The organism is Pseudoalteromonas sp. EB27, assembly GCF_001974875.1.
In the GTDB taxonomy this organism is placed as follows: Bacteria; Pseudomonadota; Gammaproteobacteria; order Enterobacterales; family Alteromonadaceae; genus Pseudoalteromonas.
Genome location: NZ_MTQD01000017.1, coordinates 1 through 19,972 on the forward strand (window position 1 = coordinate 1; position 19,972 = coordinate 19,972).

Below are 19,972 nucleotides of genomic sequence, written 5' to 3' on the forward strand. Positions count from 1 at the left end.
CACCGCCGTATACTTTTGCAAGTACGTTAGTGATTGCTGCAGTTAGTGTAGTTTTACCGTGGTCAACGTGGCCGATTGTACCAACGTTTACGTGCGGTTTTACGCGTTCAAACTTTTCTTTTGCCATCTTAAAAAATTCCTAATAAAGAAATTAAAGCCTGACTCACTATTGAGCCAGACAAGCTAAAATTATATAACAGCGCGAGCTGAAATTATTGTATCTGCAACATTTTTAGAGGCTTCAGCGTACTTCACAAACTCCATAGAGTATGAGGCACGGCCCTGTGTTGCAGATCGTAAAGCAGTCGCATAACCAAACATTTCAGAAAGAGGAACTTGCGCATTAATTTGCTTAAGTCCACCTAATGCATCTTCCATGCCTTCGATTATGCCGCGGCGACGGTTTAAGTCGCCAACTACATCACCCATATTTGAATCAGGAGTGAGTACTTCAACCTTCATTACTGGCTCTAAAAGTACAGGGTCAGCTTTACGCGCCCCATCTCTCATTGCCAGTGAACCTGCTATTTTAAATGCCATTTCATTCGAATCTACATCATGGAATGAACCATCATATAAAGTCGCTTTAACGCCAAGTAATGGGTAGCCTGCCAGTACACCTTGAGACATTTGCTCTTGGATACCTTTGTCTACCGCAGGAACGAACTCTTTAGGAACAGAACCACCTACGGTTTCGTTAACGAACTCGTAGATTGGTGACTCATCATCCGTAATGTCCATCGGTTCAAGTTTAAGCCAAACGTGACCATATTGACCACGACCACCTGACTGACGTATAAACTTCCCTTCAACCTTAACAGTTGAACGAATAGCTTCTCGGTATGAGACCTGCGGCTTACCAACGTTACATTCAACACTGAATTCACGTTTCATACGGTCGACGATGATATCTAGGTGAAGCTCACCCATGCCAGAGATTATAACCTGGCCTGATTCTTCGTCAGTTTGTACGCGAAAAGAAGGGTCTTCAGCAGCTAGTTTACCTAGCGCGATACCCATCTTATCTTGGTCAGCTATAGTGCGAGGCTCAACCGCAATAGAGATTACTGGTTCAGGGAATTCCATACGCTCAAGCGTAATAATAGAATTCGGATCACACAGTGTTTCACCTGTTGTTACGTCTTTAAGACCAATAGCTGCCGCGATGTCGCCTGCGAAAACTTCTTTGATCTCTTCACGAGAGTTTGAATGCATCTGTACGATACGGCCAAGTCGCTCACGCTTACTTTTTACTGGATTATATACCGTGTCACCCTGTTTAACAGTACCAGAGTAAACACGGAAAAAGGTCAAGGTTCCAACAAACGGGTCTGTTGCAATCTTAAAAGCGAGTGCAGCAAACGGCGCTTTATCATTAGCTGGACGTTCTTCCTCAGTACCATTTTCTAGAATACCTTGGATTTGTTTCACTTGCTCTGGTGACGGCATATACTCAACAACGCCATCAAGCACAGCTTGAACGCCTTTGTTTTTAAATGCGCTACCACAAGTAACTGGAACAATCTCATTCGCTAATGTTCGTTGGCGTAAAGCATTTTTAATTTCTGCTTCACTTAACTCTTCACCTTCTAAGTATTTATCCATTAGTTCTTCTGTTGCTTCAGCAGCGCTTTCAACTAAATGAGAGCGCCATTCTTCAGCTAATTCCAGAAGTTCTGCCGGTATTGCCTCATAAGAGAAAGTCATACCCTGGTCCGCTTCGTTCCAGTTAATCACTTTCATTTTAATAAGGTCAATAACACCTTTAAAGTCGTCCTCAGCGCCTACAGGCAACTGAATTGGAACAGGCGTTGCTCCAAGACGAGATTTCACCTGGCTAACCACAGCTAAGAAGTCAGCGCCCGTGCGATCCATTTTATTTACGAAGATCATTCTCGGAACTTCGTATTTGTTCGCTTGACGCCAAACTGTTTCAGTTTGCGGCTGTACACCAGATGAAGCACAAAGAACAACTACCGCACCATCAAGTACACGTAAAGAACGCTCTACTTCGATAGTGAAATCTACGTGTCCTGGAGTATCAATAATATTGATACGATGGGCGTCAAATTGAGCGTCCATCCCTTTCCAAAAACACGTTGTTGCAGCAGAAGTGATTGTGATACCACGCTCTTGTTCCTGCTCCATCCAATCCATAGTTGCAGCGCCATCATGTACTTCACCGATCTTATGAGAAAGACCTGTGTAGAACAGAACACGTTCTGTTGTGGTGGTTTTGCCTGCATCTACGTGAGCAACAATACCTATATTACGATAGCGCTCAAGTGGAGTTGTACGTGCCATATGATCCTCTTAAAGGTTAAAGACAGATTACCAACGGTAATGAGCGAATGCTTTATTCGCTTCAGCCATACGGTGAACGTCTTCACGTTTCTTAACCGCAGTGCCTTTATTATCAGAAGCGTCAACGATTTCTTGAGCTAAACGTAAGCCCATAGATTTTTCGCCACGCTTACGTGCAGCGTCTACTAACCAACGCATACCTAATGCGTTACGACGAACTGGACGTACTTCAACTGGTACTTGATAAGTTGAACCACCAACACGGCGAGATTTAACTTCTACCTGTGGGCGAATGTTATCAAGTGCAGTTTCAAAGATTTCTAGGTGCGACTTGCCTGATTTCTCAGCAGCCACGTCTAGCGCACCATAAACAATTTTTTCAGCAGTAGATTTCTTGCCGTCTAACATCACGATGTTAACGAATTTAGCAAGAAGTTCCGATCCGAACTTAGGATCTGGAAGAATTTTACGTTGACCGATTACGCGTCTTCTAGGCATTTTGTATCTCCGGTTTATTCAGGTTTGCTCTTTCGAGTCAATCACCCAAAACAATAATTATAAATATTTAGTGCTTGGCCTTACTAACGGAAAACAATTAGCCTTTAGGGCGTTTTGCACCGTATTTAGAACGAGCTTGACGACGATCGCTAACGCCTGCACAGTCAAGTGCACCACGAACAGTGTGAAAACGCACACCTGGTAAATCTTTAACACGACCACCACGGATTAGGATTACACTATGCTCTTGAAGGTTATGACCTTCACCGCCAATGTATGAAGTTACTTCGAAACCGTTAGTTAAACGTACACGTGCTACTTTACGTAACGCCGAGTTAGGTTTCTTAGGTGTAGTTGTATATACGCGAGTACATACACCGCGCTTTTGCGGACACGCTTTTAGTGCAGCTGAGTTACTTTTCGTAACCTTGCTACGGCGTGGCTTACGCACTAGCTGGTTAATAGTTGCCATTTAAATAGCTCCTGAAATTAAAATTACTACTGAAAAAAATAAAAAATCCGCCCTTTATTTACGAGCCTGCATTGAGCACACAAGTAAATGGGTGGCGGAATTTTAATGAGCAAAGTTTAACCTGTCAACCTAAACTAACCGTAAGACAGCATATAACTGCCTCACGATCACTTAATCTATTGATTAAGAACAGTTTATTGATTTCCAGACAAATCAGCATTTAGAGCGTCTGTAAGTGCTTGAGTTGCCTCTTCTGCACTTACTGTTTGCTCTTCTACTACTACTTTGCTTTGTTTACGGCGAGCCATACGTTCTTGATGATACGCAAAACCGGTACCGGCTGGGATCAAACGACCCACAATTACGTTTTCTTTCAGACCGCGAAGCTCATCGCTCTTACCATTCACTGCCGCATCTGTAAGAACACGTGTTGTCTCTTGGAAAGATGCTGCAGAGATGAAAGATTCTGTTGCTAGTGATGCTTTTGTGATACCCATTAACTGGATTTCAAACTTAGCTGGTATCTTACCTTGTTTTTCAAGGTCACGGTTTGCGATATTAACGCGCGCCACTTCGATTTGTTCACCGGCTAAGAAGTCAGTATCACCACCGTGTATGATGGTACATTTACGAATCATCTGACGGATAATTGTTTCAATGTGCTTGTCATTGATCTTAACGCCTTGCAAACGGTAAACCTCTTGCACTTCGTTAACGATGTAGTTAGCAACATGAGTCACACCACGTAGGCGTAAGATGTCATGCGGCGATTCAGGACCATCGGCGATAACTTCACCTTTAGACACTTGCTCACCTTCAAACACGTTAAGTTGGCGCCACTTAGGAATCATTTCTTCGTAATGATCGCCTTCTGCTGGAGTAATAACTAAACGCTTCTTACCTTTGGTCTCTTTACCGAAGCTAATAGTACCAGTTACTTCAGCTAATATAGCTGGTTCTTTTGGCTTACGAGCTTCAAATAAGTCGGCTACGCGTGGTAGACCACCCGTGATATCACGAGTTTTCGAACCTTCTTGCGGAATACGTGCTAACACGTCACCTGGGTTTGCTGTAACGCCGTCAATAACTTCAATCGTCGTGAATGAAGGAAGACGTGTTTCTTGCAGACCGCGCTCTTCATTTTCAATGATAAGCTTTGGTTCTTTCGTATTTACTTTAGCAAGATCTTTAACAACTATACGGGTTAAACCGGTTAGTTCATCAGTCTGCGTTTCTGTATTTGAATCATCGATATCGCTAAACGATACTTTTGATTTATGCTCAAGAACGATTGGGTGACTATGCGGGTCCCAAGTAGCAACGATGTCGTTACCTTGAACTTCAGCATTATCTTGCACTGTTAATACCGCACCGTAAGGTACTTTATAACGCTCTTTTTCACGACCATAGCTATCAATGATAGTGATCTCAGTAGAACGTGAGGTAATAACAATCTTACCATCTGTATTTAATACATATTTAGCGTTGTGCAGTTTTAATGTACCGTTAGTTTTAACTTGTACGTTGTTTTCTGCTGACGCTCTTGATGCTGCACCACCGATGTGGAATGTACGCATCGTAAGCTGTGTACCCGGCTCACCGATTGACTGCGCCGCGATAACACCGACTGATTCACCCGCGTTAATGATATGACCACGTGCAAGGTCACGACCATAACACTTAGCACATACACCAAAGTCGTTATCACATGTGATAACAGAACGTACGCGAACTTCATCCACTGAGTGCTCTTCTAAAAGATCACACAGTTTTTCATCAAGCATGATATTACGTTCAACAAGTACTGTATTAGTACCTGGAATTACAATATCTTCAGCAACAACACGACCTAGAACACGTTCACGAAGTGCTTCTACAACATCACCACCTTCAATAAGCGGTTTCATTGTTAAGCCATCTTCTGTGCCACAGTCATCTTCATTGATTACCAAATCTTGTGCAACGTCTACTAGACGACGCGTTAGGTAACCCGAGTTAGCTGTTTTAAGTGCTGTATCGGCAAGACCTTTACGCGCACCATGCGTTGAGATGAAGTACTGAAGTACGTTTAGACCTTCACGGAAGTTAGCTGTGATTGGCGTCTCGATGATTGAACCATCTGGACGTGCCATTAGACCACGCATACCCGCCAACTGACGAATCTGTGCAGCACTACCACGAGCACCTGAGTCGGCCATCATAAACACTGAGTTAAATGACGGTTGCTCTACTTCTTCACCTTTAGCATTAATAACTGTGTCTTTCGACAAGTTAGACATCATTTCACGTGATAAGTTTTCGTTTACACGTGACCAGATATCGATAACTTTATTGTACTTTTCACCAGCCGTTACAAGACCTGATTGGAATTGTTGGTTGATTTCAGTAACTTCAGCTTCAGCTGATTCAATTATCTGTGCTTTAATCGGTGGGATAACTAAGTCATCAATACCGATAGAAACACCTGACTTCATTGCGTAATGGAAACCGGTGTACATAACTTGGTCAGCAAAGATAACTGTATCTTTAAGACCTAGACGACGGTAACACTCATTCAATAAGCCAGAAATCTGCTTTTTACCTAGCGGCTGGTTGATTGACGCAAACGGCATGCCTTTAGGTAAAATTAGAGACAAAATTGCACGACCAACAGTTGTATCGATAACAGTGATAGTATCTTCTACTACGCCGTCTTCGTTTTTAACTGATTGGCTAATACGTACTTTCACAATAGCGTGAAGGTCTGCATTGCCACTACGGTATGCTTTTTCTGCTTCTTTTGGATCTTTAAATATCGCGCCTTCGCCTTTAGCGTTAATGCGGTCACGAGTCATGTAATAAAGACCCAATACAACATCCTGTGAAGGAACGATGATTGGCTCACCATTCGCAGGAGATAGAATGTTGTTTGTTGACATCATCAATGCACGAGCTTCAAGCTGCGCTTCGATTGTTAACGGTACGTGTACCGCCATTTGGTCACCATCGAAATCGGCGTTGTAAGCCGCACATACTAATGGATGCAAATGAATCGCTTTACCTTCGATAAGCACAGGCTCAAACGCTTGGATACCCAAACGGTGAAGTGTTGGTGCACGGTTAAGTAATACTGGATGTTCACGAATTACTTCGTCAAGTACATCCCATACTTCCGGAACTTCACGTTCAACCATCTTCTTAGCTGCTTTGATTGTCGTAGCCATGCCGCGACGCTCTAATTTGCCATAGATGAATGGTTTAAATAGCTCTAGTGCCATCTTCTTAGGAAGACCACATTGGTGAAGCTTAAGTGTAGGACCAACTGTGATTACAGAACGGCCTGAATAATCTACACGCTTACCAAGTAAGTTCTGACGGAAACGACCTTGCTTACCCTTGATCATATCAGCAAGAGATTTAAGAGGACGCTTGTTAGAACCTGTAATTGCACGACCACGACGACCGTTATCAAGTAGCGCATCTACCGCTTCTTGTAACATACGTTTTTCGTTACGTACAATAATGTCTGGTGCTGCTAAATCTAGTAGACGCTTAAGACGGTTATTACGGTTAATAACACGGCGGTAAAGGTCGTTTAGATCAGATGTCGCAAAACGACCACCGTCTAATGGTACTAATGGGCGTAGATCTGGTGGCAATACTGGAAGTACTGTCATGATCATCCACTCAGGGTTATTACCTGATTGGTGGAACGATTCCATTAACTTAAGACGTTTAGTGATTTTTTTACGCTTAGTTTCAGAGTTAATTGTTGGTAACTCTTCACGCATCTCAGCAATTAATTGAGCAAGATCGAGTTCACGAAGCAAGTCTAAAACTGCTTCAGCACCCATCTTCGCTTCAAACTCATCACCATGCTCTTCTAGTGAATCTAAGTATTCTTCTTCACCTAATAGCTGACCACGCTCAAGCGTTGTCATACCAGGCTCAGTTACTACGAATGATTCGAAGTAAAGAACACGTTCAATATCACGAAGCGTCATATCTAGCATTAAGCCAATACGTGACGGTAATGATTTTAAAAACCATATATGTGCAACTGGGCTCGCAAGGTCGATATGACCCATACGATCGCGTCGCACTTTAGTGAGTGTTACTTCAACGCCACACTTTTCACAGATCACACCACGGTGTTTAAGGCGTTTATATTTACCACATAAACACTCATAATCTTTCACTGGGCCGAAAATACGGGCACAGAATAAGCCATCGCGCTCAGGCTTGAAAGTACGGTAGTTAATAGTCTCAGGTTTCTTTACTTCACCGTATGACCATGAACGAACCATGTCTGGTGAAGCAAGACCAATGCGAATTGCATCGAATTCTTCGGTCTTATTTTGTTGCTTCAGAAACTTAAGTAAGTCTTTCACCTTAGCTCTCCTGTCGGAGTTAATCTTGAGGACGGATAGTCTCGTCCCTACATTCTATTCAGCCGTAACAGATGCTGCAGCGTTAACTGCAGCATCTAATTGGCTTAATTTTCTTCCAACTCGATGTTGATACCCAGTGAGCGGATTTCTTTCAACAATACGTTGAACGATTCTGGCATACCTGGTTCCATTTTATGGTTACCATCAACGATGTTTTTATACATCTTAGTACGACCGTTCACGTCATCCGATTTCACTGTTAGCATTTCTTGTAGAGTGTAAGCAGCACCGTAAGCCTCAAGTGCCCATACTTCCATCTCACCAAAACGCTGGCCACCGAACTGTGCTTTACCACCCAGCGGCTGCTGAGTAACAAGGCTGTAAGAACCAGTAGAACGTGCATGCATCTTATCGTCAACCAAGTGGTTAAGTTTAAGCATGTACATGTAACCAACAGTTACTTGACGTTCAAACTGATCACCAGTACGGCCATCATAAAGTGTAACCTGACCACTACGAGGATAGCCCGCAAGCTCAAGCATGTCTTTGATTTCGTTTTCTTTCGCGCCATCAAATGCAGGAGTAGCTATTGGTAAACCACCTTTTAAGTTTTCAGCTAGACGACGAATTTCGTCATCAGTGAAGCTAGCAATGTCTACAACTTGGCGAGATTCACCAATTTCGTAAGCTTGCTTGATGAATTCACGTAGCTCATGAAGCTCACGTTGTTCTTTCATCATCTCTTCAATACGTTCACCGATACCACGTGCAGCAAGACCCATATGTGTTTCAAGGATCTGACCGATGTTCATACGCGATGGTACACCTAGTGGATTCAATACGATATCTACCGTACGACCTTTGTCATCGTAAGGCATATCTTCTACTGGTACGATAGTCGAGATAACACCTTTGTTACCGTGACGACCCGCCATTTTATCACCCGGTTGGATACGACGTTTAACAGCTAGGTATACTTTAACAATCTTAAGTACGCCTGGTGCTAGGTCATCACCTTGGGTAATTTTACGACGTTTGTTTTCAAACTTCTTATCGTATTCAGCTTTAAGTTCATCGTACTGTGCAGCTAGTTGCTCAAGCTCAGCTTGCTTGTCTTCTTCAGCAAGGCTTTGCGTAAGTACTTTTTCAGCATTTAGAGATGCAAGTTTATCTTCATCAAAACCAGCAGCTATAAGTAGCTTACGTGCACGGTCTAAAACGCCTGCTTCTAAAATACGGAACTCTTCGTTGAAGTCTTTCTTCGCTTCGCGAAGCTGCATGTCTTCAACTTCTAACGCGCGTTTATCTTTTTCAACACCATCACGGGTGAAAACTTGCACGTCAATTACGGTACCAGTTACAGAATTTGGTACACGTAAAGAGCTGTCTTTAACGTCAGACGCTTTTTCGCCGAAGATAGCACGCAGTAGCTTCTCTTCAGGTGTAAGCTGTGTCTCGCCTTTAGGAGTCACTTTACCTACTAGGATATCGCCGCCTTTAACTTCAGCACCAATATATACAACGCCTGATTCATCAAGCTTGCCTAGCGCAGACTCACCCACATTCGGGATATCTGCAGTGATCTCTTCTGGACCTAATTTAGTATCACGGGCAACACACTGTAGTTCTTGAATATGGATAGTCGTTAGACGATCTTCTTCAACTACGCGCTCTGATAACAAGATTGAATCTTCGAAGTTGTAACCGTTCCATGGCATGAATGCCACGCGAAGGTTTTGACCAAGGGCTAAGTCACCTAAGTCAGTCGAAGGACCATCTGCTAACACGTCACCACGAGTAACCGGTTCGCCAACCATACAAGTTGGTTTTTGGTTAATACATGTATTTTGGTTTGAACGTGTGTATTTGGTTAAGTTGTAGATGTCGATGCCCGCTTCACCAGGAATGCGTTCTTCTTCATGTACATTTACAACGATGCGACTTGCGTCAGCATACATTACTTCACCACCACGTTTAGCAACGATAGTTACACCAGAATCTTTCGCTAGTGTTAACTCAATACCAGTACCTACTAACGGTTTATCCGCTTTCAATGTTGGTACTGCTTGACGTTGCATGTTTGAACCCATCAATGCACGGTTAGCATCATCGTGTTCTAGGAACGGGATAAGTGCTGCCGCTACAGAGATCACCTGTTGTGGTGATACATCCATATACTGCTGGTCCATGCGACCCATAAAGGTAGATTCACCTTTGTGACGACATGGGATAAGTTCATCAACAAACTCATTGGTTTCAGTTAAGTTTGAGTTCGCCTGTGCGATAACAAACTGACCTTCTTCAATGGCTGATAAATAATCAACTTCATCAGTTACAACACCGTCTACCACTTTGCGGTAAGGTGTTTCTAAGAAACCGTAGTCATTTGTACGTGCGTACGTAGACAACGAGTTAATTAGACCGATGTTTGGACCCTCAGGAGTCTCGATTGGACATACGCGACCATAGTGAGTTACGTGAACGTCACGTACTTCAAAGCCTGCGCGTTCACGAGTTAGACCGCCCGGACCTAATGCAGAGATACGACGTTTATGCGTAACTTCTGATAGTGGGTTATTTTGGTCCATAAACTGTGATAACTGAGACGAGCCGAAGAACTCTTTAACAGCTGCCGAAATAGGCTTAGCGTTAATAAGATCTTGTGGCATTATCGCGTCAAGGTCACCTAAGCTTAAACGCTCACGTACAGCACGTTCAACACGTACTAGACCAACACGGAATTGGTTCTCAGCCATTTCGCCAACACTACGTATACGACGGTTGCCTAAGTGATCGATATCATCAACATCGCCTTGACCGTTACGAATAGCAATTAATACTTTCATAACAGACACGATGTCTTCTTTGCTTAATGTGCCAGGGCCTGTGTCTGTATCGTAACCAACACGGCTATTGAACTTCATACGACCTACAGTAGATAAGTCGTAACGTTCTTCAGAGAAGAACAAGTTCTGGAATAAGGCTTCAGCCGCGTCTTTCGTCGGTGGCTCGCCTGGGCGCATCATGCGATAAATTTCTACTAGTGCTTCTAAACGGCTGCTTGCAGAGTCAATGTTCAAAGTATTTGACATGTAAGCACCGCTGTCCACTTCATTGATATATAACGTATCAATTTTAGTGTAACCAGCTTTAACCAATTCAGCCATTAGCTCTAGAGTTAGCTCGTCATTTGCATTTGCAATAACTTCACCAGTTGACTCATCAACATAGTTTTTAGCTACAATACGGCCAATGATGTACTCATGTGGTACTTCTAATTGCTTAATGCCTTTCTTCTCGATGCTCTTGATGTGGCGAGCCGTAACACGACGACCGCTTTCAACAAATACTTCACCGTCTTCGCTCTTGATATCAAAAGCGGCAGTTTCACCACGTAAACGCGAAGGTACAAGTTCCATAAGAACTTTACCGTTCGTTACTTCAAACGTAGTGTTATCGAAGAACATATCTAGGATTTGTTCGCTAGAATACTCTAGTGCACGTAGGATGATAGACGCCGGTAATTTACGACGGCGGTCAATACGTACATATAAGTTATCTTTTGCATCAAATTCGAAGTCTAACCATGAACCACGGTAAGGTATAACGCGTGCGTTATATAATACTTTACCCGATGAATGGGTTTTACCGCGGTCGTTATCAAAGAATACACCAGGGCTACGGTGTAGCTGAGAAACGATAACACGCTCTGTACCATTGATTACAAAAGTACCGGTATCTGTCATGAGCGGAATTTCGCCCATGTAAACTTCTTGCTCTTTAATGTCTTTAACTGTGCCTGGTGCTTCTTTGTCCATAACAACAAGACGCAGTTTCACGCGAAGTGGAGCAGAATAAGTCACACCGCGAATTTGACATTCTTTTACATCGAAAACTGGCTCACCAATACGATAACTTACGTATTGAAGCTCAGAATTTCCCGAGTAGCTTTTAATAGGGAACACAGAACGGAAGGCAGCTTCCAAACCATGATCGCCATCAGCGTCCGGCACTAAGAATTTTTTAAACGATTCTAACTGTGTAGACAGTAAAAAAGGTATATCCAAAACTTGTGGACGTTTACCAAAATCCTTACGGATACGTTTCTTTTCAGAATAAGAGTAAGCCATGGGGTTCCTCAGCTTGCTGATCTTTGACCCGACCTGTTCTTGTAAGAACAGACTTAACTGGCAGCTATGCCAAGATTTTACAACATTTAACTGTTGTTCTAATTAGATCTCACTTTAACACTAGCAAACTATAAAGCGTTGAAAGCAAAGAAAAAATCAGATTTTATTTGAACTAAAAGAGTGCATCACTCTATAGCGCAAAAAGGCCGGTGATTAAATAATCACCAGCCCTTGCCTGATTTCTCAGGCAGCGAACTTAGCAAAAGCTAAATTACTTAACCTCAACTTCAGCACCAGCTTCAGTAAGATCTTTTGCAAGTGCTTCAGCTTCTTCTTTAGATACACCTTCTTTAACAGGTGTAGGAGCAGCTTCAACAAGAGCTTTCGCTTCTTTAAGGCCAAGGCCAGTTGCGCTACGAACAGCTTTGATTGCAGAAACCTTGTTAGCGCCAGCGCCAGTAAGGATTACGTCAAATTCTGTTTTCTCTTCAGCAGCTTCAGCAGCTGGACCAGCTACCATTGCAGCTGCAGCAGTTACGCCGAATTTTTCTTCCATTGCTTCGATAAGAGCAACAACGTCCATTACTGACATTTCAGCAATTGCGTCAAGGATTTGGTCTTTAGATACAGACATTACAAATTTCCTAATAATTAACGGACATTACGTCCAAATAAATTTTACACCGAAAGTGAGATTAAACAGCTTAAAATTAAGCAGCTTGCTCTTCTTTCTGTACACGTACTGCTTCAATTGTTTTACACAATTTGCCAGCAGACGCTTCTTTCATAGCACTCATTAAGCGTGCAACAGCTTCGTCGTATGTAGGTAATGTAGCAAGCATTGCTGCATCAACAACATTTCCTTCAAAAGCGGCCGTTTTAAGCTCGAATTTCTCATTCTTTTTCGCGAAATCTGAAAAGATACGCGCAGCAGCACCTGGGTGCTCTGATGAAAAAGCGATTAAGCTTGGACCAACAAATGAATCAGAAAGACACTCAAAATCTGTTCCTTCAAGAGCACGTTTTGCTAAAGTGTTACGGACAACTTTCATCCAAACACCATTTGCACGAGCTTCTTTACGAAGGGCAGTGATTGCGCCAACTGTTACACCACGAGAATCTGCAACAACTGCAGATAGAGCACCATTGGCTGCTTCGTTGACTTCAGCAACTATTGCTTTTTTGCCTTGAAGATTTAAAGCCATGGGTGTTACTCCTGGTTTAATGGGGATACCGATTATCGGATTCCCCTGTTCTACTCTTCCCTACCAAACAAGGTAGAGATGCTTTTTACGGCGAGAGCCAGAAGGATTAGGAAAAATCTATCTGGGGTCTACACCGTCTACGTAGGTGAATATTAAGGCCTAAGCCACCTACGGTCTTGGACGGAAGCCCAATTTATCGCTTTGCCAAAGGCTTAGCGAAATTATGGACTTCAACCCGAATTCTTTACTTTGCCAATTAATAAATTAATCAACAAAATGGCGCAAAATTATAGTACAAATTTCACGCCATGTAAACACTAATTAAGCTACAACAGTGCTTAAAGTGTTTTGGTCAACAGAAACACCTGCGCCCATTGTTGTAGAGATAGTTACTTTCTTCAAGTAAACACCTTTAGCTTGAGAAGGCTTAGCCTTCTTAAGTGCAACAATTAGTGACTCAAGGTTTTGTTGTAATTGCTCAGCAGTGAAATCAACCTTACCAATAGTAGTATGGATGATGCCATTTTTGTCATTACGGTAACGTACTTGACCTGCTTTAGCATTTTTAACTGCTTCTGCAACGTTAGGCGTTACAGTACCAGTTTTAGGGTTTGGCATTAGACCACGTGGGCCTAAAATTTGACCTAGTTGACCAACAACACGCATAGCGTCTGGTGATGCAACAACAACGTCAAAGTTCATCTCGCCTTTTTTAACTAGTTCAGCAAGATCTTCCATGCCTACTAATTCAGCACCGGCTTCTTTTGCAGCTTCTGCATTAGCGCCTTGTGTGAATACAGCAACACGAACGTCACGACCAGTACCGTTAGGTAGTACAGTAGCACCGCGAACGTTTTGATCAGATTTACGAGCATCGATACCAAGGTTAACGGCAACGTCAACACTTTCTACGAATTTAGCTGTCGCTAACTCTTTTAAAAGAGCAACTGCTTCATTGATTTCGTAATCTTTTGTTACTTCCACTTTTTCGCGGATAGTACGCATACGTTTAGTTAATTTAGCCATTTCTTAGTCCTCTACGTTCAAGCCCATCGCACGCGCAGAACCTGCGATAGTGCGAACCGCTGCGTCCATATCGGCAGCTGTAAGGTCAGTTCGTTTTGTCTCAACGATTTCTTCAAGTTGAGCACGAGTTACTGTGCCTACTTTATCAGTGTTAGGACGGCCTGAGCCTGACTTGATACCAGCAGCTTTCTTAAGTAAGTAAGCAGCAGGTGGCGTTTTCATGTCGAACGTAAATGAACGGTCACCGTAAACAGAGATCACTACAGGAACTGGAGCGCCTTTTTCGATAGACTCTGTACGTGCGTTAAACGCTTTACAGAATTCCATGATGTTTACACCGTGTTGACCTAGTGCAGGACCTACTGGAGGACTAGGATTAGCCATACCAGCGGCAACTTGTAGCTTGATTAGAGCTTCAACTTTTTTAGCCATTATAAATACCTCATTTGGTGGGTCTCAGCCTTGTGCGCGCGAGGACGCGTACTCTAACGGCTTCCCAGTTTAAAAATTGGTTTCGTACTTTTTGCACAGTAAAAATAAATTTTACCTTAATACAAAAAGGCCGCTGATTATAAGTTAATCAGCGGCCTTTTTCAAGCTTCATGCCAAAATTTAAATAAAAATTAGCGAAGCTTTTTTAATCAATTACTTATCTTGCTCAACTTGACCGAATTCAAGCTCAACTGGCGTAGAACGACCAAAAATAAGTACAGATACTTTTACGCGGCTCTTTTCGTAGTCAACTTCTTCAACTACACCACTGAAATCTGCAAATGGTCCATCAGTAACGCGAACAACTTCACCTGGTTCAAATAATGTAGCAGGTTTAGGTGCTTCAGCATTTTCTTGAAGGCGATTAAGAATGCGTTCTGCTTCTTTAGGGCTGATTGGAGCAGGACGATCAGACGTTCCACCAATAAAGCCCATTACACGTTCAGTGCTGTTCACTAAGTGCCAGCTTGCGTCGTTCATATCCATTTGTACTAATACATAACCTGGAAAGAATTTACGCTCAGATTTACGCTTTTGGCCAGCGCGCATCTCAACAACTTCTTCAGTTGGTACTAGTATCTCACCGAAGCTCGATTCAAGACCTTCGATTTTAATGTGTTCAGTTAACGTTTGAGCTACACGCTTTTCGTAACCAGAAAAGGCTTGTACTACATACCAACGTAACTTAATTTCTTTGTTCTCGTTCTCATCCGACATGGGATCAGATCTCCAATCCAGTTAAAAAGCCTACAGCGCGGAATAAAATGCCATCTAATCCCCAAAGGATAAGTGCCATAATCACTGTTGCAACCATTACAATTAATGTCGTGTGGGTAGTTTCTTGGCGCGTTGGCCAGATAACTTTGCGTACTTCAATTCGAGCTTCTTTAGCGAAAGCAAGAAAGTTACGTCCCTTAAATGTTTGCGAGGCAATTGCTAATCCGGCCGCTATTGCAACAACAACGCCGATAGCACGTAGTAGTACAGATTGATCTGCATACATGTGATTACCAACAACTGCGCCTGCAAGTAGCGCGATTGCTACTAACCACTTTACTGACTCCATCGCACTTGATGGTGTTTCTACATTCGTGCTCATAATATTATTACCTTAACTACAGACACAACAACCCTACACTACGGTAAGGTTAATCCATTAAAATCTAAACTTAAAAACAGACTTAATTTAAACCGGTTTTTAATCTCAGACTACTCAAACTACAAGTAAAACTGGCAGGGGCGGAGAGATTCGAACTCCCAACCATCGGTTTTGGAGACCGCTGTTCTACCAATTGGAACTACGCCCCTGCAAAGTGGATGCCTATTATACTTACGCAGTCCATTAACACAAGCCTAAAAGATACCCACATTGGAAAATCTCGGCATTGCATTAAAAAATCAATCTTAACATTGATTAAAAAGCAGTTTATGATTGTCTAAATTATAGGGACTCACAATTAGATAGAAAATCTGTGAAAGCAATAAAAACAATCATAAGATATAAAATTATTAGCTTTTTATTATTATTTCATATTAGCTCTTATGCCCTGCCATTGTACTTAGATACATATACAAATGAACAAGGTTTATCACAAAATTCAATTACATGTAGTACCACTGATGAAAAAGGATTTCATTGGTTTGCTACCCAAGGTGGCTTAAATCGATTTGATGGATATGAATTTAAGCACTATAAATTCAATCCTTTACACCCTAGTATTTCGGGGAATTGGATTACAGACTGCCTGAATTTAGGAAATGGCCACATTTGGTTTGCTACAACAAGTAATGGCCTCAACTTATTAAATACTGAAACAGGAAGTTTTAGTGTTTTTAACCAGTATTCAGCCCCTCGTATTACAAACGAACGTATTTCATCAATTTCTTCTAATTCGCCACAAATCATTTGGATTGGTCACGATAAAGGGCAACTTACTCGTTTAGATACATACACAGGTACTACCGAATTATTTTCTTATCAGGGCACGAATTACTTAAATGTTGTTTTTAAGGATGTGCTTTTTGATGATAAAAAAAACCTTTGGTTAGCAAGTAGTATCGGGCTGATTAAATTCGATACACAAACACATCGGTTCGAACATATACCTAATAGCCCTAAACAGCTCTGGCAATTAAAAAAAGCAACAAATAGCAAATTTATTATAGGAGGTAAGACTGGTCTAAGTGTTTTTGACTCAAGCACACTCGCATTTTATAACTTTGAGCAACTCAAAAATGTTTGGGTTACAGATATACTTTTTGATGATGAAAAAAAATTATGGGTAAGCACTTATGGTCATGGTCTTTATTACCAAGCTACAGATAATTTATTAAGTAGCGAGTTTCATCAACTTACTCACTCTCCAGATTTAAAACATGGCTTAGCTAACGATCACCTATTGTCACTTTACCAAGACTCTCAAGGCATTATTTGGATTGGTACAGACGGCTATGGGTTGCATCGCTATGATAAAAGGCAGATTCAGTTTGGTCATCAAAAACATCAAAGTAATAACCCAGCTTCTATCTCGAATGACTTTGTAAGAGCAATACTCAAAGACAGTAACAACTTACTTTGGGTGGGCACGCGCGACGGACTTAACAAGCAAACTGACACAGGCTTTAAACGCTATAAAACAGATAAAAATAAAGATATAGGCTTAACTAATAACAATATATTTAGTCTTTATGAAGATGCCAATAAACGCGTATGGATAGGTACATACGGAGGTGGTTTACTGCTTTACAAACCAATTAATGATAACTTTTCGGCTTTTACTGTGCAAAGCCATCAACTCAGTAGTAACCGTATTTATGCAATAGAAGGTGATCTAAGTGGTAATTTATGGCTTGGCAGTAATGAAGGCTTAACACGATTTAATCCCGATACTTTACAGGTTACAAATTTTAAATACAGCGCAGATAAAAATAGCATCTCAAATAATACTGTTTTTAGTGTTACTTATGACAGCGACAACAACGCTATATGGGCAGGAACCCGCGCAGGGTTAAATAAACTTTCTTTACATGATGAAACATTCACTCATTACAAAAGCGATCTTAAAAAGCCTAATAGTTTAACGCACGACATGGTTACATCCTTGCATTTACAAGATAAAAACACTTTATGGGTAGGTACTTTTGGCGGGCTCAATAAGTTAAATATCCAAACAAACAAAGTAATAAACATTACAGAGTTTGATGGTTTACTTAACGATAATATTTTTGCAATTAAACAAGATACCAGTGGTTACTTGTGGCTAAGCAGCAACCAAGGCCTAACCCGTTACGCTCCTCAAACCCAACAAATGCAGCATTTTTTACCCGCAAACGGTATACAGCATCATTCTTTTATTTTAGGCGCTGCTTTTCAAGCAGATGACGGCGAGCTATTTTTTGGTGGTATTAACGGTTTTAATCAATTTGATCCGTTAAAACTGACTCTAGCAACTCAACCCCCAGAACCTGTTATTACAGACTTACTTATTTATAACCAGTCAGTCGCAACGCAGCAATATATAAAAAACAAGACTCAAACGCCTAAGCTTATAAGCTATACAGACAGACTATTTTTTAAAGAAGAAGATGGTGTTATCGGCTTTAAATTTTCTGCTTTAAACGGTGCAGAGCCCCCTTCTCAATACCAATATGCTTACAAGTTAGCTGGGTTAGATAAGCAGTTTTTATACGCAAGCAAAAACCAGAGGCAAGTTAGCTATTCTCAACTTCCCGCTGGAAGCTATCACTTTATTGTAAAAGTTAAAGATCAATACGGTCAATGGAGTGATGATAAAACAATGGTTGCGCTTACAGTTACTCCACCTTGGTGGAAGAACAATGTTGCCTATGTCACTTACATCATTATCGTATTATTTATAATGTGGTTAATTATAACAGCAAGATATAGGGCTAACGTTGCAGAGCAAGCAAACTTAAAAGAGAAAGAACTTAGCAACTTAAAAACTCAACTATTAGATAATGTTAGCCATGAACTTAAAACACCATTAAGCCTAATATTAGCGCCACTTGAGAGTTTACAAGAAAGCCATAAAGATTCAGACACCCAACAAAAATTAGCTATGATTCAACGTAATAGCTATAAGCTATTAGATCAAATAAACCAACTTTTACAGCTCAGCCAGCGCCCAAGCACTGCAGTGAAACACGTCACACCCTATGCTATAAATCCGGTAGTTGAACAATTAATTGAAGATTTCACCCCTTTATTTAAACAAAAAAATATTATGTTCGAGTTTGAAGATCTAACGCAAAAAACTATTCCCATTAAATTAGAGCTAAATCATACAATTTCTATTATCAGTAACTTATTGAGTAACGCCCAAAAATATACTCCAAACACTGGCAAAGTATTACTTCAGCTATTAACTCAAAAACAAACATTAATCATCACAGTCTCAGATACTGGTGTTGGTATAGATAAAGAGCACCTTGAGACCGTTTTTCAACGATTTACACGCATAGATACGAGTAATCAAAGTGGTAGCGGTATTGGCTTAGCGCTTGTGAAGCAGCTAGTTGAACAATATGGAGGAACTATTGTACTTAAAAGTGAATTAAACAAAGGAAGTTGTTTTACTGTTTCACTCCCAACAACTCAAATAGACGAAACCTCTAACCTTACTGCTCTTGCTGTGTCTAAAAACAATAATTTATGTGCAGTAAAAAGTAATAAGATTCTTATTATTGAAGACAACGATGAAATGCGTGATTTAATAACTTCACTATTTATTAGTAGCTTCACGTGTATAAGTGCAGCTAACGGAGAGCTAGGTTTAGCTTTATGTAAAAACGAAATGCCTGACTTGGTAATAAGTGATGTAATGATGCCTGTTATGGATGGCTATCAGTTTATTAAAGCACTGCGCAGCGACACGGCTATTAGCCATATTCCGGTGTTATTACTTTCAGCAAAGGCAGATACGCATAGCAAATTAAAGGGCCTAGACTTACTTGCTGATGACTATTTGAGTAAACCTTTTGAGCCGCAGCTGTTACTCAGCCGTGTTCAAGGGTTATTAACGATTAGAGAAGTACTTAATCAACATTTAAAACAACAACTACCTGCTTTATCACTAACAACCCAGCTCGACCCACAAATGGCGCAAAGTAAAGATTATGTATTTACCGAGCGTGTAAAAACGACAGTAAAAGAGCATTATCAAGACGAAGCATTTAGCGTAGAAGAATTTGCAGCAGCGCTCTATCTTAGCCCTCGCGCTTTACAATTAAAAATGAAAGCCTTGTACAACCTAACACCAAGCGATTACATTCGAAATATTCGTTTAGAATTTGCACAAGAGCTTTTAAAAAATAGTGAGCTTGCAATTGGTCTAGTAGCACAGCAAGTTGGCTTTAATTCACAAAGCTACTTTGCCCGGTGCTTTAAAGCAAAATATAATATGTCCCCAAAACAGTTTCGTGAAAAATCCTGATAAATTTCGCCTGTGTGACTAA

The 19,972-nt window shown here is 41.3% G+C and carries 13 protein-coding genes and 1 tRNA gene; 1 reads left to right on the plus strand and 13 read right to left on the minus strand.

Going from position 1 to position 19,972, the window contains the following annotated elements:
• The 13 genes from BW142_RS17195 to BW142_RS17255 all read right to left on the minus strand — a co-directional run.
• Window positions 1-127, minus strand: a 127-nt coding sequence (locus BW142_RS17195) for a GTP-binding protein (protein ID WP_033023824.1), incomplete at its 3' end; no start/stop codon positions are given.
• Window positions 128-189: 62 nt separating this feature from the next.
• Window positions 190-2,304: an elongation factor G gene (gene fusA / locus BW142_RS17200; protein WP_024600089.1), complete on the minus strand. Its 2,115-nt coding sequence runs from the start codon at window positions 2,302-2,304 to the stop codon at window positions 190-192.
• Between the two features lie 27 nt (window positions 2,305-2,331).
• Window positions 2,332-2,802, minus strand: coding sequence for a 30S ribosomal protein S7 (gene rpsG / locus BW142_RS17205; protein WP_010555004.1), 471 nt, complete (start codon window positions 2,800-2,802; stop codon window positions 2,332-2,334).
• 97 nt (window positions 2,803-2,899) lie between these two features.
• Window positions 2,900-3,274 carry a 30S ribosomal protein S12 gene (rpsL, locus tag BW142_RS17210; protein ID WP_002958885.1) on the minus strand — a complete coding sequence of 125 codons (375 nt, stop codon included), beginning with the start codon at window positions 3,272-3,274 and terminating at the stop codon, window positions 2,900-2,902.
• Between the two features lie 194 nt (window positions 3,275-3,468).
• Window positions 3,469-7,644, minus strand: a complete 4,176-nt coding sequence (rpoC, locus tag BW142_RS17215) for a DNA-directed RNA polymerase subunit beta' (RefSeq protein ID WP_076925752.1) — start codon at window positions 7,642-7,644, stop codon at window positions 3,469-3,471.
• Window positions 7,645-7,748: 104 nt separating this feature from the next.
• Entirely contained in the window at window positions 7,749-11,774 is a 4,026-nt protein-coding gene (rpoB, locus tag BW142_RS17220; protein WP_024600087.1) for a DNA-directed RNA polymerase subunit beta, read from the minus strand.
• Window positions 11,775-12,045: 271 nt separating this feature from the next.
• Entirely contained in the window at window positions 12,046-12,408 is a 363-nt protein-coding gene (rplL, locus tag BW142_RS17225; protein WP_002958882.1) for a 50S ribosomal protein L7/L12, read from the minus strand.
• A gap of 76 nt (window positions 12,409-12,484) precedes the next feature.
• Entirely contained in the window at window positions 12,485-12,979 is a 495-nt protein-coding gene (rplJ, locus tag BW142_RS17230) for a 50S ribosomal protein L10 (RefSeq protein ID WP_002958881.1), read from the minus strand.
• Window positions 12,980-13,300: 321 nt separating this feature from the next.
• Window positions 13,301-14,005 (minus strand): 50S ribosomal protein L1, encoded by a 705-nt coding sequence (rplA, locus tag BW142_RS17235; protein ID WP_024600086.1) that lies wholly within the window; start codon window positions 14,003-14,005, stop codon window positions 13,301-13,303.
• A gap of 3 nt (window positions 14,006-14,008) precedes the next feature.
• A complete protein-coding gene (gene rplK / locus BW142_RS17240) occupies window positions 14,009-14,437 on the minus strand; it encodes a 50S ribosomal protein L11 (RefSeq protein ID WP_002958879.1) in 429 nt (142 codons plus the stop codon).
• Window positions 14,438-14,650: 213 nt separating this feature from the next.
• Window positions 14,651-15,214: a transcription termination/antitermination protein NusG gene (gene nusG / locus BW142_RS17245; protein ID WP_024600085.1), complete on the minus strand. Its 564-nt coding sequence runs from the start codon at window positions 15,212-15,214 to the stop codon at window positions 14,651-14,653.
• Between the two features lie 4 nt (window positions 15,215-15,218).
• Complete coding sequence (gene secE, locus BW142_RS17250) at window positions 15,219-15,596, minus strand: preprotein translocase subunit SecE (RefSeq protein ID WP_002958877.1); 378 nt, start codon at window positions 15,594-15,596, stop codon at window positions 15,219-15,221.
• A gap of 132 nt (window positions 15,597-15,728) precedes the next feature.
• Window positions 15,729-15,805 (minus strand) — tRNA-Trp (locus BW142_RS17255).
• Between the two features lie 164 nt (window positions 15,806-15,969).
• On the opposite strand from BW142_RS17255, the gene BW142_RS17260 reads away from it, so the two are divergent.
• Complete coding sequence (locus BW142_RS17260; protein WP_076925754.1) at window positions 15,970-19,950, plus strand: hybrid sensor histidine kinase/response regulator transcription factor; 3,981 nt, start codon at window positions 15,970-15,972, stop codon at window positions 19,948-19,950.
• The last annotated feature ends 22 nt before the right edge of the window (window positions 19,951-19,972 follow it).

Excerpts from the sequence above, each read along its gene's own strand:
- rplA (WP_024600086.1), bottom strand. The coding sequence starts at position 14,005 with ATGGCTAAATTAACTAAACGTATGCGTACTATCCGCGAAAAAGTGGAA.
- rpsL (WP_002958885.1), bottom strand. The coding sequence starts at position 3,274 with ATGGCAACTATTAACCAGCTAGTGCGTAAGCCACGCCGTAGCAAGGTT.
- rpoB (WP_024600087.1), bottom strand. The coding sequence starts at position 11,774 with ATGGCTTACTCTTATTCTGAAAAGAAACGTATCCGTAAGGATTTTGGT.
- nusG (WP_024600085.1), bottom strand. The coding sequence starts at position 15,214 with ATGTCGGATGAGAACGAGAACAAAGAAATTAAGTTACGTTGGTATGTA.
- rplK (WP_002958879.1), bottom strand. The coding sequence starts at position 14,437 with ATGGCTAAAAAAGTTGAAGCTCTAATCAAGCTACAAGTTGCCGCTGGT.
- fusA (WP_024600089.1), bottom strand. The coding sequence starts at position 2,304 with ATGGCACGTACAACTCCACTTGAGCGCTATCGTAATATAGGTATTGTT.
- secE (WP_002958877.1), bottom strand. The coding sequence starts at position 15,596 with ATGAGCACGAATGTAGAAACACCATCAAGTGCGATGGAGTCAGTAAAG.
- rplJ (WP_002958881.1), bottom strand. The coding sequence starts at position 12,979 with ATGGCTTTAAATCTTCAAGGCAAAAAAGCAATAGTTGCTGAAGTCAAC.
- rplL (WP_002958882.1), bottom strand. The coding sequence starts at position 12,408 with ATGTCTGTATCTAAAGACCAAATCCTTGACGCAATTGCTGAAATGTCA.
- rpsG (WP_010555004.1), bottom strand. The coding sequence starts at position 2,802 with ATGCCTAGAAGACGCGTAATCGGTCAACGTAAAATTCTTCCAGATCCT.